Below are 14,486 nucleotides of genomic sequence, written 5' to 3' on the forward strand. Positions count from 1 at the left end.
TATTTTTAAAATTTTACTTTCACTAAGGCTTTTTTTATCTCCTCTAAAGAAATTTTTCTTTCTTCTACCACATCTTCTTTGCCTTTGCCAATTAATTTTGGTCTTCTGTATTTTAATATTAAAGTAATATCTGTTTCACTTACTTCTGCAAGTTCTCCTTCAATTTCTTCTCCATTATTTAACCAAGCTTCAATCTCTCTTCCAATATTTTTTCTAAATTGTCTCGGTGTAACTAACGGTTCACTTAAACCAGCGGACATCACTTGAAGACTGAAATCTTCTTCCTCTCTATCAAGATTAAATTCTATTGCGCGGCTTGCATCTAAACAATCCTGCAACGTAACTCCGTTATCTCCGTCTAAAATTACAGTAATGTCTTGCGCAGTAGAAATTTTTGTTTCTATTAAAAACAAATCTTCTCTTTCTGCTAAAAAATCATTAACTAAAACCGTTACTTTTTCTCTAAAACTCATCTAAAAACAATACTGAAAGTTCATCTACGAAAAAAGGCTTTCTTCCGAAGCCTTCCCATTATATCCCGTAAATCTTTTGCAAAGATAAAATAAAATTTAATGTTATGCAAATACGCTCACTTAAGTTTAATATCTTTATCTGTTAAATTTTGTATTTTTGCCAAATTAAAAACATAATCTTTTGAATATAACAATTGTAGGAACTGGCTACGTTGGTTTAGTTACAGGGACCACTTTAGCAGAATTGGGTAACTCCGTTTTTTGCGTAGATATAGATGAAAATAAAGTAGAATCAATGAAACAAGGGCAAGTTCCTATTTATGAACCTAATCTTGAAGAAATGTTTCTGCGAAATATCCAAGCGCAACGTTTATTTTTCACTACAGATTTAAAAGAGTCTTTAGATAAAAGCGATGTAATTTATCTTGCGCTTCCTACCCCACCGGGAGAAGATGGTTCTGCAGATTTATCTTACGTTTTAAAAGTAGCAAATGACATTGGTGAAATGATGACTTCTTATAAAGTGATTGTAAATAAATCAACTGTTCCTGTTGGTACTGCCGACAAAGTGCGAGAAACTATTTCAGCTAAAACTACAGTAGAATTTGACGTTGTTTCTAATCCAGAATTTTTGCGTGAAGGCTTTGCAGTAGATGACTCTATGAATCCGTCCAGAGTTATAATTGGCTCAAGTTCTGAGAAAGCAAAATCTTATATGTCTAAAGTTTATCAACCATTTACAAATACTGGAATTCCAATAATTTTCATGGATGAAAAATCTTCGGAACTTACAAAATATGCTTCAAATTCTTTTTTAGCAGTGAAAATTACTTTTATGAATGAAATTGCAAATTATTGTGAAAAAGTAGGTGCAGATGTAGATAAAGTAAGATTGGGGATGGGAAGTGATGATAGAATCGGGCATCGTTTTCTTTTTCCTGGAATTGGTTATGGAGGAAGCTGTTTCCCGAAAGATGTAAAAGCTTTAATAAAAAGTGGCAAACAAGAGGGTTTTAATTTTGAAATTTTAGAAGCTACTGAAAATGTAAATACATCGCAGAAAGTGATTTTAGTTTCAGAAATTGAAAAATATTTTGACGGAAAACTTAAAGGTAAAAAAATCGCACTTTGGGGTTTGGCTTTTAAAGCAAATACAGATGATATAAGAGAAGCATCTTCTTTGGATAATATCAAATTATTACTTGAAAAAGGTGCAGAAATTGTTGCTTACGATGCGATTGCAGAAAAAAATGTAAGAAACTTATTAAAAGATAAAATTTCTTATGCCGCAGACATGTATTCTGCGTTGGAAAATGCAGATTGTCTTTTAATTGCAACTGAATGGCCGGAATTTAAAAACCCAAATTTCAAATTAATGGCTGAAAAATTAAAAAATAAAGCGATTTTTGATGGCAGAAATATGTTTCCTTTAGAGTTACCCGAGCAAAATGGTTTCTTTTATAAAAGTATTGGAAGAAGAACAATCGGATAAAAACCAACAATCAAAAAAAACATATTTAAAGGTTAAAAACTAATATGAAAACAATAATAATAACAGGCGGTGCAGGATTTATCGGGTCTCACGTTGTAAGGGAATTTGTGAAAAATAATCCTGATAAAAAAATCATTAATCTTGATGCTTTAACTTATGCAGGGAATTTAGAAAATCTAACCGATATTGAAAACGAACCAAACTATGTTTTCGAGAAAGCAGATATTACAAAACCCGAAGAATTGCGTCCGATTTTTGAAAAATACAAACCAGACGCGATTGTTCATTTGGCGGCAGAATCTCATGTTGATAGAAGTATTACAGATCCAAACGCTTTCATTAATACAAACGTAAATGGAACGGCAAATCTTTTAAATTTAGCAAGAGAATTCTGGACTTTAAATCCAGACCATCAACACGGAAACTTTCCAGATGAAAAAAGAGATTTCTTATTTTACCACGTTTCTACAGATGAAGTTTATGGAAGTTTAGGAGACACAGGATTTTTCACGGAAGAAACTTCTTACGATCCAAAATCACCTTATTCTGCAAGTAAAGCCGCGTCCGATCACTTAGTTCGCGCTTATGGAAATACGTATGGAATGCCATTTATTATTTCAAATTGTTCTAATAATTATGGCCCAAATCATTTTCCAGAAAAATTAATTCCGCTTTGTATTTTAAATATTATTAATGGAAAACCACTTCCAATTTACGGTGACGGAAAATATACCAGAGATTGGCTTTTTGTAATTGATCATGCAAAAGCAATTCATCAGATTTTTAATGAAGCAAAAATCGGCGAAACTTACAATATCGGTGGATTTAATGAATGGAAGAATATTGATTTGGTGAAAGAACTCATCAAACAAATGGACGAGAAATTGGGAAATCCAAAAGGTCATTCAGAAAAATTAATAACTTATGTAAAAGACCGACCGGGACACGATTTACGTTATGCGATTGACGCTACAAAACTTAACAAAGAATTGGGTTGGAAACCTTCAGTTACTTTTGAACAAGGTTTAGGAAAAACGATTGATTGGTTTTTAGAAAATCAAGATTGGCTTGAAAACGTAAGTTCAGGAAATTATCAAAAGTATTATAGTGATCAATATTTGAGTAATTGAGGGTTTGAGGGTTTGGAAAATAAATTATAGATAACGGAAATAGTTATGGTAAAAGTTCATAAGGATTTAATTGTTTATCAGAAGGCATTTTCCGCAGCGATGGAAATATTTCATTTATCTAAAAAATTTCCTGCGGAAGAAAAATATTCATTAACTGATCAAATCAGAAGGTCATCTCGCTCCGTCAATGCAAATATTACGGAAGCGTGGCGAAAAAGAAGATACGAAAAGTCCTTTATCAATAAATTAAATGATGCAGATGGAGAAGCAGCCGAAACACAGAATTGGTTGGATTTTGCATTAGCTTGCGGATATTTAGATGAAAAAGTCTATTTAGATCTATATAAAAAATATGATGAAGTTTTGGGAATGCTAGTTTCAATGACCATAAATTCAGAAAAGTGGACATTTTCAGAAAACAAAAAATTAAAATAATCTCAACCAATTACTCAAAATCTAATCACTCAATCCTCAAACAATCAAACACTCAAAATGAAGGGAATTATACTCGCCGGTGGATCCGGAACCAGACTTTATCCATTAACAATCGCGGTAAGCAAACAATTAATGCCGGTTTACGATAAGCCGATGATTTATTATCCATTATCAACTTTGCTTTTGGCAGGAATAAAAGAAATCTTAATAATTTCTACACCACATGATATTGGTGGATTTGAAAAATTATTGGGCGATGGAACTTCTATCGGCTGCCAAATTTCGTATAAAATTCAACCAAGTCCAGATGGTTTGGCGCAAGCTTTTATTTTAGGCGAAGAATTTATTGGTGATGATTCTGTGGCTTTGGTTTTGGGCGATAATATTTTTTATGGTGCTGGTTTACCAAAACTTTTATCAAGCAAAACTACAGTGAAAGGTGGTTGCGTTTTCGCCTATTCGGTTACAGATCCAGAAAGATATGGCGTGGTAGAATTTGATGAAAATCTAAAAGCAGTTTCCATTGAAGAAAAACCAGAACATCCAAAATCAAATTTCGCAGTTCCAGGTTTATATTTTTACGATAATTCTGTGGTAGAAATTGCAAAAAATTTGAAACCTTCTCCACGTGGTGAATTGGAAATTACGGATGTTAATAAAATTTATCTGGAAAAAGGACAATTAGAAGTTGGTGTAATGTCTCGCGGGACAGCTTGGTTAGACACCGGGACATTTGATTCTCTGCACGACGCTTCTGAATTTGTAAAAGTTTTAGAAAAAAGACAAGGTTTTAAAATTTCTTGTATTGAAGAAATCGCTTATTTAAAAGGGTTTATTAACAAAGAACAATTATTAAAATCTGCAGAAAAGTATGGTAAAAGTGGCTATGGTGAATATTTGAAAAACCTTTTATAGATTTGATAATTATACTCACTTTATATTAACAGATATACAAATAATAAAGTATTTTGATAAAATATTGACTCTGATTTTAAATAAAAATTTAGTTAGAAAAAATATATTATTTTTGTAAGCAAAACACAATGATCTATGATGAATGAGAAGAAACAAACTTGGACTGAAACCATCGAATCTTCCCATCCTTTATTTAAACTAAATTTAAAAGAAGTTTGGGAATATAAAGATTTGGTTTATATGTTTGTAAAACGGGATTTTGTTTCTAGTTTTAAGCAAACTATTTTAGGACCCATTTGGTTTTTCATAAATCCAATTTTTACTACATTAATGTATCTTTTGGTGTTTGGCAAAATTGCCAATATTTCTACCGATGGAGCACCTAAAATTTTATTCTATTTAGCGGGCGTTACTTTATGGAATTATTTTTCTACTTGTCTTACAGGAACTTCTAGTGTTTTTACAGGAAATGCGGGTATTTTTGGAAAAGTTTATTTTCCACGTTTGGTAATGCCACTTTCTATTGTAGTTTCAAATTTAATGAGATTTGGCGTTCAATTCTGTCTATTTTTAGTTGCATTTTTCTATTATCTAAATAAAGGTGAAGTCACACCCAATTGGTGGATTTTAGCAACTCCATTTTTAATTTTATTAATGGCGGCTTTTGCATTGGGTGTCGGAATGATATTTTCTGCTCTCACCACAAAATATCGTGATTTACAAATGCTCTTAGGTTTTGGAGTTAGTTTATTCATGTATGCAACTCCCGTAGTTTATCCTATTTCTGCTTTGCCAAAAAGAATTCAACCGTATGCAGATTTTAATCCATTAACAGGAATTTTTGAATGTTTTAAACACGCTTGGTTGGGAACAGATGGATTCCGCCCAGAAATGTTGATTTCCAGTTCTATTATTATTTTTATTCTTTTAGCAATTGGTACAGTTATTTTTAATAAAGTAGAAAAAGGTTTTATGGATACGGTTTAAAAGGTAAAAGTAAAAAGATAAAATAATTAAAAAATATGCTCGCATTAAAAGCAGAAAATATATCTAAACAATATCGGCTGGGACAAGTTGGAACGGGAACTCTAAGTCATGATCTGAATCGTTTTTGGTATCAGATTCGTGGTAAAGAAAATCCCTATCTTAAAATTGGCGAAGCCAACGATCGCGCCACAAAAGGCGAAAGCGAATACGTTTGGTCTTTAAAAGATATTAATTTTGAAATTGAGCAAGGCGATGCAGTTGGAATTATTGGTAGAAACGGAGCGGGAAAATCTACCCTTTTAAAATTATTAAGTAAAGTAACCAAACCCACAACTGGAAAAATTTATACAAAAGGCAGAATTGCTTCTTTGCTTGAAGTAGGAACTGGTTTTCACCCAGAAATGACGGGACGTGAAAATATTTATTTAAACGGTGCGATTCTCGGAATGAAGCGAAAAGAAATTACCCGAAAATTTGATGAAATAGTAGATTTCTCTGGCGTAGAAAGATATATTGATACGCCCGTAAAACGCTATTCTTCCGGAATGTATGTTCGTTTGGCTTTTGCAGTTGCTGCTCATCTCGAATCTGAAATATTGATTGTAGATGAAGTTCTCGCTGTTGGAGATGCAGATTTCCAGAAAAAATGTATCGGAAAAATGGGCGATGTTACCAAAGGTGAAGGTAGAACAGTTTTATTTGTAAGTCATAATCTCGCTGCGGTAAGTGCTTTATGCAACAAAGGAATTTATTTAAAAAATGGTTTAATACATTCCCAAGGCAGTATGTCTCAAATAACTACTGATTATCTTTCTACAGATGTAGAGTTTATTACTTATTTAGATTCTTTTGATAAATTTAAAATAGATAACAGTATTTTCAAACCTTTAGAATTTGGGTTTTTAGATGGTCATAAAAATAAAATAGAAAATTTCGTTAGAAATGACAGTACTATACTTCTCAAATTTAAATTTGATTTGAAAGAAATCTACGATGATTTTAATTTTGGATTTGCTGTTTATGATTTAAATGAACAAGTTCTATTTTGGTCTTTCAGCACAGATGTAGAAATGGATAAAAGAGTTTCTTTAAAATTAGGCGTAAATGAGATTTTTGTACAATTCCCGAAGCATCTTTTGAACGAAGGCGAATATATTATACATTTAATGGCGAGTAGACACTATAAATTTTGGATTTGCGAACCCAATGTAAATGCACCAAAAATTAAACTGAAGATACAAGGAGGATTGAGTAAGTCTGATAAATGGATAGAAAGAAGAACTGGGATTTTAGCTCCAATAATCGAATATTGTAAATAAAATGACTAAAATTAGTGTTATTCTGCCAAATTTTAATGGTAGTAAATATTTAGAGCAAGCTATTAATAGTTTTTTAGACCAAAGCTATAGTTTTAAAGAACTCATTATTGTTGACGGGAAATCTACTGATAATTCTCACCAAATCATCGAAAAATATGCGGAAGAAAATGATCATATCATTTGGGTAAAAGAAGAAGACAAAGGAATTTCTAATGCCTTTAATATTGGCTTAAAATATACAACTGGAGATATTGTAGGTTATTTAGGATCGGACGATATTATTTATAAAGAGCTTTTTGAGGAAATAATTTACGTAGATTCTTGGTCTCTTTTTGACGCTGTTTACTTTAATTCTTATACATTTTATATAAAAGATAAAAAGTGTATTTTGAGAAAGTGTCCAGATTTAGAATTTAAATTAGAAAATCTTTTATCTTATGGAACCATCGTAGGTTGGCAAAATATTTATTTTAAAAGAGAGGTTTATCATCGACACAAAATTGATGAAACAAACAAAACTTCAATGGATTATGAATTTTATTTAAGAATTTGTTCAAATGAGAACCTTTTATTTATAAATGCTGATAAGGTTGCAACTATAAATATATTCGACGAAAACATTTCATCAGATTTTAATGGTAATCAACTTAAAGAAGCAAAATCTGTAGCAAAATTCTATGCAGAAAAAGCTTCTTATAAAGGGCATTTATTCGGTACTCCAAAAATTCATACTGAAAAGAAATCTTTGATATCATCTCTCAAAAAAATTTTTAGATAACCAAATGAATAAATCCTCCAAAATATTCATCACAGGTCACCGCGGAATGTTGGGAAGTACTACTTTAAATATTTTTAAAGAAGCGGGTTATACCAACATTATTACCGCTACACATTCTGAACTGGATTTGACTGATCAAAAAGCAGTGGAATTTTTTTTTCAAAAAGAAAAACCAGAATATGTAATTCACATCGCCGCAAAAGTAGGCGGTATAAAAGCCAATATAGATCATCCTGCAATTTTCTTGTATGATAATTTAATAATGCAAGCCAATGTAATCAATTCTTCCTATCTCAACGGAGTGAAAAAATTTGTATTTCTTGGAAGTTCCTGCATTTATCCGAAAGAATCTCCACAACCGATGAAAGAAGAGTATATTCTTACGGGAAAATTAGAACCCACAAATGAAGGCTATGCTATCGGAAAAATAACGGGTATAAAATTATTAGAAGCTTATCATCAACAGTACGGTTTCAAAAGCATAAGCTTAATGCCAAGCAATCTGTATGGTCCAAATGATAGTTTTGATTTGGCACATGCTCACGTTTTGTCTTCACTCGTTAGAAGATTTGTAGATGCAAAAAAGCAAAATGCTCCATCCGTTACGCTTTGGGGAACTGGAATTGCCAGAAGAGAATTTCTTCACGTAAGTGACTGTGCAAAAGCAATATTATTTATGTTTGAAAATTATAATGCTCACGAATTGATCAACATCGGACCAGGAGAAGATATTGGAATTCGGGAACTTGCAGAAATGATTGCAAAAAAGATAGATTATCCTGGTGAACTTATTTGGGATGACACAAAACCTGACGGAATGCTCCGAAAATGTATGGATGTGAGCAAAATGAAACACACAGGTTTTTTGCCGCAAGTAAGTTTGGAAAAGGGAATAGATGAAGTAATAAAAATATACAAAGAAAAAAGCGATGAAAATACCATTGATGCGTAAAGCTTTCTTAAATGAAGCAGAAACAAAAAAAGCTTTAGCAGATTTTATACTTAATGCAGATCGATTGAGCATGGATATAGAATGCGAAAAATTTGAAAAAAAATTCGCGGAATTTCAACAATGCAAACATGCGGTACTTTTCAATAGCGGCGGAAGTGCCAATTTAGCAATGTTGCAAGCCTTAAAAAATTTAGGAAAACTAAAAGATGGCGACAAAATTGGTTTTTCTGCGCTCACTTGGTCAACCAACACGATGCCCATAATTCAATTAAATATGATTCCTGTTGTAATTGACGTTACTCCAGAAGTTATCAATACAACCTCGCAAAATTTATTAGAAAGATTAGAAACCACAGATTTACAAGCGCTTTTTATTACGAATATTTTAGGATTTACAGGAGATATTGATGTTATAAGACAAATTTGTGAAGACAGAAATATTATTCTTATTGAAGACAATTGCGAATCTTTAGGAACAGAATTACCAGAAGGTAGAACTGGAAATTTTGGCATCGGAGCAAGTTTTTCATTTTTTGTAGCACATCACATGAGTACGATCGAAGGTGGAATGGTTTGCACCAGCGACGATGATTTTGCAGAAATGCTTCGTCTTGTAAGAGCGAACGGTTGGGATAGAAATTTAAATCTTGAACAACAACAAAAATGGAGAACAAAATTTGGTATTGAAACAGAATTTGAAGCAAAATACACTTTTTACGATTTGGGTTATAATTTTAGACCTACAGAAATAACAGGGTTCTTAGGACAATATCAAATGCGGTTTTTAGAAAAAAACATCATTACTAGAGAAAAAAATTATTTGAGAATTGAAAAAGTAGTGCTAGAAAATCCGGATTTTTTACCGTTAGAGCACAGACACATCAATCTGCTTTCTACCTTTGCGTTTCCGTTTGTCTGTAAAACCCCGGAATTGAGAACCCTTTATTTACAAAAATTTACAGAAGCAGGCGTAGAAATCCGTCCAATGATTGCGGGAAACATGCAAAAACAACCATTTTACAAAAAATACGTAAAAGAAGTTTACGAAATGCCGGGAGCAGATATGATGCATAATAATGGGTTTTATTGTGGTAATTATCCGGAACTTTTGGAAGAAGATTTAGTGGTTTTTGAAAATTTACTCCGTAAATAAAAAATAAATGATTGCAGTAGAAATCATGGGCGGTTTAGGAAATCAAATGTTTCAATTTGCTTCAGCTCGTGCTTTAGCATTGCATCGTAATGAAAAATTCTTACTCGATAAGCATTTTTTTGATAATTATGAATTACACAATTACTCTCTACATCATTTTAATATAAAAACACCTTTATTAGAAGAAAACATTTCATTTGAGCCCATCAATTTTATTGAGAAAGTAAAAGCTTTTTTATTAAAAAAGAAAATATTTAGTATTTACGAAGAAAAAGAATTGATTTTTAATAAAAATTTATTTACTCTACCACAAAAAAACATTTATTTAAAAGGATATTTTCAATCGGAAAAATACTTTATAAAATACGAAGAGCAAATTCGGGAAGATTTTAAAATTATTTCTCTATTAAAAAAAGAAACTACAGAGATTTTAAAAATCATTAACACGCAAAATTCAATTTCATTACACATTAGAAGAGGTGATTATGTTAATAATCCAGTCGCAAATTTAGTTCATGGAACTTGTGACCTAAATTATTACTACAAAGCAATTACAATTATAAAAGAAAAAATAGAAAATCCTGTGTTTTTTATTTTCTCTGATGATATTAATTGGGCAAAAGAAAATTTAAAAATTGAAGACAAAATTTATTTTGTAGATTTTAATGATGCCTCAACTAATTATGAAGATTTAAAATTAATGAGTAGTTGTAAACACAACATCATTGCAAATAGTAGTTTTAGTTGGTGGGGAGCTTGGCTAAATAATAATAAAAATAAAATCGTTATCGCTCCAAACAAATGGTTTAATGTAGATTATCATAATGCAACAGATATAATCCCAGAATCATGGTTGAAGATTTAAAAATTCCTGCGATTTCTGTGGTGATGCCTGTTTACAACGGCGAAAAATTTCTTGCAGAAGCAATTGAAAGCATTCTTAATCAAACTTTCAGAGATTTTGAATTGCTTTTAATTAATGATGGATCAACAGACAAAACAGAAGATATTATTCTCTTTTACAAAGACTCGCGAATTATTTATATAAAAAATGAGCAGAATTTAGGCCTAATTAAAACTTTAAATAAAGGTTTGGATTTAAGTCATGGAGAATTTATTGCAAGAATGGATCAAGATGATATTTCCAATCCGACAAGATTTGAAAAACAAATCAAAGTTTTTGAAAACAATCCAAAAATAGGTGTTTGCGGAACTTGGTTTACACTTTTTGGAGATAATAGAGAAAAAAGAATTATAAATCATCCCGAATCTTCTGAAGATATAAAAATAAGTTTATTGGGATACTGCGTTATTGGTCATCCAACGGTTATGTTTAGGAGAGAAATAATAGGAAATTTAAGATATGACAATGGATATAAAGCTGCAGAAGATTTTGAATATTGGACCAGATTATCGAGAATTACAGACTTTTATAATATCCCAGAATCTTTATTAAATTACAGATTCCACCAAACAAATATATCTTTATTAGATAATGAATTACAATTATTAAATTCTAAAAAAATAATCGGAAATCAACTGTATTATTTGGGTTTTGAAGTTGATGAAAACATCATACGTTTGTGTAAAATTCTTTTTTCAAACCAATTATTTAATCTAAGTACAATTGATTTAATGAAGGTTATTATCTTTGCTAAAGAAATAGTAGAAAAGAACAGATACAAAGAGTTTTATAACCAAAAAAAATTAGAAGACTTCATCAGTAAAAAACTTTCAATTTTATTTAATAAATCTAAGAAAGACAATTGGAGATTAATTCCTTTTTTAATCAAAAATAGAAGTGAACTTTTAACTACTAGAAGTTTAAAATCAAATATAAAATTAATTGCGAAAATAATTTTAAAAAAATAAAAACACAATAATGAAAGTAGCATTAATTACTGGTGTAACAGGACAAGATGGTTCTTATTTAGCAGAATTCCTATTAAAAAAAGGATATGAAGTTCACGGTATAAAAAGAAGAGCTTCATCTTTCAACACACAAAGAATAGACCACATATTCAGAGATTTGCACGAAAAAAATGTTAGATTTAAACTACATTATGGTGATCTTACAGATTCTACCAATCTAATCAGAATAATACAAGAAGTGCAACCAGATGAAATTTACAATCTTGGTGCAATGAGTCATGTAAAAGTCAGTTTTGAAACACCAGAATATGTAGCAAATACAGATGGAATAGGAACATTGAGAATTTTAGAAGCCATTCGTATTTTAGGTTTAACAAAAAAAACAAGAATTTACCAGGCTTCAACTTCAGAATTGTATGGGAAAGTCCAGGAAGTTCCGCAATCTGAAACCACCCCTTTCTATCCACGCTCACCTTACGGAGTTGCGAAAATTTACGCTTATTGGATTACAGTAAACTATCGCGAAGCTTATGGAATGTTTGCTTGTAATGGTATTTTATTTAACCACGAATCTCCGAGAAGAGGTGAAACATTTGTAACAAGAAAAATTACAATGGCAGCAGCAAAAATTGCTTTAGGTTTGCAAGATGATTTATATTTAGGAAATCTAAATGCGCAGCGAGATTGGGGACACGCAAAAGATTATATTGAAGCAATGTGGTTGATTTTACAGCAAGACACTCCAGAAGATTATGTAATTGCGACTGGCAAAACTACTTCTATCAGAGATTTTGTGAGAATGACTTTTTCTGAATTAGGAATAGAGATAGAATTTGTTGGTAAAGGTGATAATGAAATTGGCAAAGTAAAATCCTGCTCTAATTCAGAATATCAAATACCAATTGGGAAAGAAATAATAAAAATTGATACCACTTATTATCGACCAACTGAAGTCGAATTATTAATAGGAAATCCTACAAAATCTAATACAAAATTAGGATGGATTCCGAAATATGATGTAAAAGCATTATGCAAAGAAATGATAGAAAGTGATATAGAACTTTTTAAGAATGAAAAAAAGTAATTAAAATGCAATCGCCACTCATTTCCGTTGTCGTTCCCTGCTACAATCAAGCGCAATATTTGGATGAATGTTTGCAATCGGTTTTAGACCAAACTTTTACAGATTGGGAATGTATTATTGTAAACGACGGTTCACCAGATAATACTGAAGAAATTGCGCAGAAATGGTCGGAAAAAGATAGCCGTTTTAAATACCTTTATAAAGAAAACGGTGGTTTATCTTCTGCCAGAAATGCAGGAATTGAAAGTGCAAAAGGAGAATGGATTTTACCTTTAGATTGTGATGATAAAATTTCTAACGATTATTTAGAAATTGCTTCTCGTGAGTTTTCCAAAAACTATACTATAATTTATTGTGAAGCTGAGTATTTTGGAGAAAAAAGCGGAAAAATCCCTCTCGGAAATTATGATTTTAATAAAATATTACTTAAAAACATGATATTTTGCACTGCTTTTTTTAGGAAAAAAAACTGGGTTAAAGTTGGAGGATATGATGAAAAAATGATATATGGCTATGAAGACTGGGAATTTTGGATTGCTATTTTAAAAGATGATATTAAAAATGAAGTTTTTAAAATCATGAAGACCTGTTTTTTTTACCGAATAAAGGAGAATTCGATGTTGTTATCTTTAAATGGAAGAAAATCAAAATTGATGATCGACTATATTTCTAGCAAACACAATAATTTGTTTATTGAAACATTTGGAAATTATATTCAGATATTAAAAATTAATGACAATTTAGAAAGACAATTATCCTATTATCACAAATCTAAATTGCATAGACTAATAGATAAATTTTTAAAATTTTATTATGGGAAATTAAAAAGGTATGGAAATTAAAAAAAAATCACCTTCTCTATTTGCAATTGTTGTTCTTTACAATGGAATGACTAATAATTGGATTCAAAAATGTTTCTCTTCTCTCCAAGATTCTAGTTTAACAAACACAATTATTGCAATTGATAATAATTCAAGTGATAAAAGTTGTGCTTTTATCAAAGAAAATTTCCCCAAAGTTCATTTAATTGCATCTAGCGAAAACCTTGGTTTTGGAAAAGCAAATAATATAGGAATAAAATATGCTATAAAAAATAACGCCGATTTTGTTTTTCTTTTGAACCAGGACGCCTGGGTTGATTCAGATACGATTCAAAATCTCGTTTTGAAACTAAGTCAAAGTCCTGATTTTGGTATTCTGAGCCCAATGCATTTAAATGGAAATGGCTCAGCTTTAGATTTAAGTTTTTCTAGATCTATAGCCCCACAATACTGCCCAGATCTCTATTCTGATTTCTACTTAGAAAAAGTTCAGGATAAAATTTACGAAGCAGATTTCATTTGTGCAGCGGCTTGGCTTATCTCAAGAGAATGTTTAAAAAAAGTGGGTGGATTTAATCCCACATTCTATCATTATGGAGAAGATGATAATTATGTGCACAGATTGCATTTTCACGGTTTTAAAATCGGAGTTTTACCAACTTGTAAAATTTACCATGATCGCGAGAACCGTCCTATAAATGATAAATTTGAGAATAGGCATTATATTGAACGAAATCAATATCTTCTTAATATATCAAATCCACATTCAAATATTACAACTGCCGGCGCAATTAAACATTTACAGATACTTTTACTTAAATCTTTTTTAAAATTAAATTTAAAAAAACCAAGACAGATACAAAAACTTTTAAAATTTCTTAAAAGTAATAAGCAAGAGATAGATAATAATCTAAATATTTCAGTAAAAGAGCTTTTCTCATTTTTGCAAGATAATAATGGCTAAAAAATATAACCTCTTAAATAAAGCTATTTTCACTGGTGGTTTTACTTTGGACAATCTTATTTCTTTTTTAAGTATTTATTTTTTAATAATTACAAAAAGGAATAAAGAGGG

At 30.9% G+C, this 14,486-nt stretch carries 15 protein-coding genes; 14 read left to right on the forward strand and 1 reads right to left on the reverse strand.

The annotated features are described in order from the left end of the window. Window positions 1–5: 5 nt before the first annotated feature. Window positions 6–473 carry a ribosome assembly cofactor RimP gene (gene rimP, locus ACN0WB_RS00445; protein WP_417427738.1) on the reverse strand — a complete coding sequence of 156 codons (468 nt, stop codon included), beginning with the start codon at window positions 471–473 and terminating at the stop codon, window positions 6–8. Window positions 474–654: 181 nt separating this feature from the next. On the opposite strand from rimP, the gene ACN0WB_RS00450 reads away from it, so the two are divergent. The 14 genes from ACN0WB_RS00450 to ACN0WB_RS00515 all read left to right on the forward strand — a co-directional run bounded on the left by ACN0WB_RS00450 (window position 655) and on the right by ACN0WB_RS00515 (window position 14,375). Then, the gene (locus tag ACN0WB_RS00450) at window positions 655–1,965 is read left to right on the forward strand and encodes a UDP-glucose dehydrogenase family protein (RefSeq protein WP_417427740.1); all 1,311 of its coding nucleotides are present in this window, start codon (window positions 655–657) and stop codon (window positions 1,963–1,965) included. A gap of 44 nt (window positions 1,966–2,009) precedes the next feature. Further along, window positions 2,010–3,095, forward strand: a complete 1,086-nt coding sequence (rfbB, locus tag ACN0WB_RS00455) for a dTDP-glucose 4,6-dehydratase (protein ID WP_417427741.1) — start codon at window positions 2,010–2,012, stop codon at window positions 3,093–3,095. Between the two features lie 45 nt (window positions 3,096–3,140). Next, window positions 3,141–3,530, forward strand: coding sequence for a four helix bundle protein (locus ACN0WB_RS00460; protein ID WP_417427743.1), 390 nt, complete (start codon window positions 3,141–3,143; stop codon window positions 3,528–3,530). Between the two features lie 57 nt (window positions 3,531–3,587). Beyond that, entirely contained in the window at window positions 3,588–4,445 is an 858-nt protein-coding gene (rfbA, locus tag ACN0WB_RS00465; RefSeq protein ID WP_417427745.1) for a glucose-1-phosphate thymidylyltransferase RfbA, read from the forward strand. 135 nt (window positions 4,446–4,580) lie between these two features. Further along, window positions 4,581–5,432 (forward strand): ABC transporter permease, encoded by an 852-nt coding sequence (locus ACN0WB_RS00470; protein ID WP_417427747.1) that lies wholly within the window; start codon window positions 4,581–4,583, stop codon window positions 5,430–5,432. A gap of 35 nt (window positions 5,433–5,467) precedes the next feature. Next, complete coding sequence (locus ACN0WB_RS00475) at window positions 5,468–6,751, forward strand: polysaccharide ABC transporter ATP-binding protein (RefSeq protein WP_417427749.1); 1,284 nt, start codon at window positions 5,468–5,470, stop codon at window positions 6,749–6,751. 1 nt (window position 6,752) lies between these two features. Continuing rightward, a complete protein-coding gene (locus tag ACN0WB_RS00480) occupies window positions 6,753–7,529 on the forward strand; it encodes a glycosyltransferase (protein WP_417427751.1) in 777 nt (258 codons plus the stop codon). A 4-nt stretch (window positions 7,530–7,533) separates the two neighbouring features. Beyond that, window positions 7,534–8,481: a GDP-L-fucose synthase family protein gene (locus tag ACN0WB_RS00485; RefSeq protein ID WP_417427753.1), complete on the forward strand. Its 948-nt coding sequence runs from the start codon at window positions 7,534–7,536 to the stop codon at window positions 8,479–8,481. Then, complete coding sequence (locus ACN0WB_RS00490) at window positions 8,459–9,634, forward strand: DegT/DnrJ/EryC1/StrS family aminotransferase (RefSeq protein WP_417427755.1); 1,176 nt, start codon at window positions 8,459–8,461, stop codon at window positions 9,632–9,634. The genes ACN0WB_RS00485 and ACN0WB_RS00490 overlap by 23 nt, the downstream gene beginning before the upstream one ends. 7 nt (window positions 9,635–9,641) lie before the next feature. Continuing rightward, window positions 9,642–10,499: an alpha-1,2-fucosyltransferase gene (locus ACN0WB_RS00495; RefSeq protein ID WP_417427757.1), complete on the forward strand. Its 858-nt coding sequence runs from the start codon at window positions 9,642–9,644 to the stop codon at window positions 10,497–10,499. Beyond that, entirely contained in the window at window positions 10,484–11,506 is a 1,023-nt protein-coding gene (locus tag ACN0WB_RS00500; RefSeq protein WP_417427759.1) for a glycosyltransferase family 2 protein, read from the forward strand. Before ACN0WB_RS00495 ends, ACN0WB_RS00500 begins: the two co-directional genes overlap by 16 nt. 10 nt (window positions 11,507–11,516) lie before the next feature. Next, complete coding sequence (gene gmd, locus ACN0WB_RS00505; RefSeq protein WP_417427761.1) at window positions 11,517–12,590, forward strand: GDP-mannose 4,6-dehydratase; 1,074 nt, start codon at window positions 11,517–11,519, stop codon at window positions 12,588–12,590. 5 nt (window positions 12,591–12,595) lie between these two features. Then, entirely contained in the window at window positions 12,596–13,432 is an 837-nt protein-coding gene (locus ACN0WB_RS00510) for a glycosyltransferase family 2 protein (protein ID WP_417427763.1), read from the forward strand. Further along, window positions 13,422–14,375, forward strand: coding sequence for a glycosyltransferase family 2 protein (locus tag ACN0WB_RS00515; protein WP_417427765.1), 954 nt, complete (start codon window positions 13,422–13,424; stop codon window positions 14,373–14,375). The genes ACN0WB_RS00510 and ACN0WB_RS00515 overlap by 11 nt, the downstream gene beginning before the upstream one ends. The last annotated feature ends 111 nt before the right edge of the window (window positions 14,376–14,486 follow it).

Origin of the sequence: Halpernia sp. (genome assembly GCF_048269545.1) — a bacterium.
Taxonomy (GTDB): Bacteria; Bacteroidota; Bacteroidia; order Flavobacteriales; family Weeksellaceae; genus Halpernia.

Bases quoted from the DNA above. Each gene is read 5' to 3' on its own strand.
- rimP (WP_417427738.1), bottom strand. From the start codon at position 473: ATGAGTTTTAGAGAAAAAGTAACGGTTTTAGTTAATGATTTTTTAGCA.
- rfbB (WP_417427741.1), top strand. From the start codon at position 2,010: ATGAAAACAATAATAATAACAGGCGGTGCAGGATTTATCGGGTCTCAC.
- ACN0WB_RS00460 (WP_417427743.1), top strand. From the start codon at position 3,141: ATGGTAAAAGTTCATAAGGATTTAATTGTTTATCAGAAGGCATTTTCC.
- rfbA (WP_417427745.1), top strand. From the start codon at position 3,588: ATGAAGGGAATTATACTCGCCGGTGGATCCGGAACCAGACTTTATCCA.
- ACN0WB_RS00470 (WP_417427747.1), top strand. From the start codon at position 4,581: ATGATGAATGAGAAGAAACAAACTTGGACTGAAACCATCGAATCTTCC.
- ACN0WB_RS00475 (WP_417427749.1), top strand. From the start codon at position 5,468: ATGCTCGCATTAAAAGCAGAAAATATATCTAAACAATATCGGCTGGGA.
- ACN0WB_RS00480 (WP_417427751.1), top strand. From the start codon at position 6,753: ATGACTAAAATTAGTGTTATTCTGCCAAATTTTAATGGTAGTAAATAT.
- ACN0WB_RS00485 (WP_417427753.1), top strand. From the start codon at position 7,534: ATGAATAAATCCTCCAAAATATTCATCACAGGTCACCGCGGAATGTTG.
- ACN0WB_RS00490 (WP_417427755.1), top strand. From the start codon at position 8,459: ATGAAAATACCATTGATGCGTAAAGCTTTCTTAAATGAAGCAGAAACA.
- ACN0WB_RS00495 (WP_417427757.1), top strand. From the start codon at position 9,642: ATGATTGCAGTAGAAATCATGGGCGGTTTAGGAAATCAAATGTTTCAA.
- ACN0WB_RS00500 (WP_417427759.1), top strand. From the start codon at position 10,484: ATGGTTGAAGATTTAAAAATTCCTGCGATTTCTGTGGTGATGCCTGTT.
- gmd (WP_417427761.1), top strand. From the start codon at position 11,517: ATGAAAGTAGCATTAATTACTGGTGTAACAGGACAAGATGGTTCTTAT.
- ACN0WB_RS00510 (WP_417427763.1), top strand. From the start codon at position 12,596: ATGCAATCGCCACTCATTTCCGTTGTCGTTCCCTGCTACAATCAAGCG.
- ACN0WB_RS00515 (WP_417427765.1), top strand. From the start codon at position 13,422: ATGGAAATTAAAAAAAAATCACCTTCTCTATTTGCAATTGTTGTTCTT.